The sequence below is a fragment of the Streptomyces sp. NPDC004031 genome, from assembly GCF_053604375.1.
Map to the genome: position 1 here is coordinate 1 of NZ_JBSGHL010000143.1, position 2,036 is coordinate 2,036.

Sequence of the window (2,036 nt, forward strand, 5' to 3'; positions counted from 1 at the left end):
CCTCAATTGCTCGACATTGTTGAGCAGCGTGGTATAGATTTCCTGCGCCACCATCGCGTCACGAGCGAGGCCGACGGTATCCTGCTCGTTGGCGGGAATCGCTTTCAGTCGCTGGTTGAATGCCGCGATCTGAGCGTTGACGGTATCGAGCTGCCGATTGACGGCGTCGACATTAGGATGCCGCGGGGTGAAGCGCTGAAGCAGTTGATCACGCTGAAGAACGAGCTGACTCTTCTGAACCTCCGCCTGCACGATCTGGTTCAGCAAGCTCTGGGCCTCGACCGGCAGATCGACGATGGTGTTTTTAGTCCTGTAATTGTTGTACTTCGTTTCCGCCTTCGTCAGATTGTCCTTCAACCCGGGCAACTGGCGGTCGAGGAACCGAATCATGTTGTCCGCCTCCGCCGACTTTCTGTCGACGTTCTGCTTGACATACAGCCGTGCGATCTCGTTGAGCACGGCCTGAGTCTTGTGCGGATCGTCGCTGCGCCAGACCGTGCTGATGATGCCGGAATCTTTCCCTTGCTCGGAGATGTTCAGAGACTTCTGAAGTCGCGTGATGACATCGAGACGCTTCGAGTGAACGAGCTGAAATCGCGTCCCCGGCCGCCCGACGAGGCGCTCGACCGTGACCGTGACCACGCCGCCCGGGACCGTCGCACGGCACACCCTGGCAACGTCGCAATGGTCGACCACCGGTTCGTCGTCGGGCGAACGCAGGCTGTACTGGCCGTTCGGCAGCGCGGTCACCGTCCAGATGCGACCGTTGTACTGTGACGGCACCTCCATCTGCGTGACGTCGATCACTTCGTTGCCCCAGGCGAAGGAAGGCATATTCAGGCGTGGCGCTCCATCGACGGGTGCCGGTACGCGGGACGCGAGGAAGCGGCCAAACAGCGGGAAATAGGTCGGTTTCGCGTCGATATCCAGATGCACTGCATCCACGGTGGGGCCGAGAATCATGCGCGACCTCAGAATCTCGATCTCCGTCGTCGCAGCCGTCTTCAGTTCGAACATGCTCGCCAGATCGCCCAGGGCCGATCCGATCGAATTGCCGTTCTCTTCGACCTGAACCAGGATGTTCGACTCGTAGGTCGGTTTCGTGATCAGCGCATACAGGCCGCCCAGCAACGCTGCACCGAGCGCGAACGCGAGAATTACGTTCCTGTATTCCAGCAGCGCGGCCAGGTGCTCGCCGAGACTCGTGCTTTCCTCAGTTGAAGAGCTGCGTTGCCTGGACAGGAATTCATCTGCTTCTTGCATGGGCTTGGTTCGATTAATTGAGTTGCTGAAACGTGTCCGATTGGGGGTCTTTCATTCCCCTCACCGGCGTGGCCGGGATGCCAGTTGCCTAGCGCGTCTGCACTGCATCCGGTTCGGTGATGCGCTGGCCGGAAATCGCAATCCTTTCCGACCATGCGCTCACGCCTTTTTCGATCGAGTCGAGTGCCGTTTCGAACGCCTCCCGACCGCGCCTGAACGGATCCTGAATATCGGCGTCGCCGAACTCCCCCAGGCGAAACACCCGCCCTCTCGACAGCGGGTTCAATCTTTCGACATAGCGCTTCTGCTCCATGTCCATGACGAGCATCAGATCGGCGTGCATGCAATGCGAGCGCAACAGTTGCCTTGCACGATGACCTTCGATGTCGAAGCCTCTCTCCCGCATCAATTCCCTGGCGAACGGGTCCGCCTGCTCCCCGACCAGCGCGCCCACCCCTGCGGATTGCACGATGCAATCCGGTAGCGCGCTTGCCAGCATGGCCTCGGCCATCGGGCTGCGACATATGTTTCCGATACAAACAACCAAAATGGATCGAATCATCGATATTTCCCGGTATCGTCCAGCGTTACGCCGGACGTCCACTTCACCGCGTGCGAGACATCAACATGAAAATGCTCCGAGGCAGTCGGAGGCGCATGACGTCATTCAACCTTGTCCGTCCCGGCACGCTGGGCGAACACTGCGTTCCGCGACGTCGCGGATTCCGCATATCTCGCTTGATAATCCGCGTACGCGATGGCCAGCCCCTCTT

At 59.5% G+C, this 2,036-nt stretch carries 2 protein-coding genes; both read right to left on the bottom strand.

What is annotated here, in order from left to right:
* Window positions 1-1,263 (bottom strand): Wzz/FepE/Etk N-terminal domain-containing protein (locus tag ACWERV_RS36665; protein ID WP_452941213.1); only part of this gene is annotated, 1,263 nt, incomplete at its 3' end.
* A gap of 88 nt (window positions 1,264-1,351) precedes the next feature.
* Window positions 1,352-1,825 carry a low molecular weight protein-tyrosine-phosphatase gene (locus ACWERV_RS36670; protein WP_105817674.1) on the bottom strand — a complete coding sequence of 158 codons (474 nt, stop codon included), beginning with the start codon at window positions 1,823-1,825 and terminating at the stop codon, window positions 1,352-1,354.
* Between the last annotated feature and the right edge of the window lie 211 nt (window positions 1,826-2,036).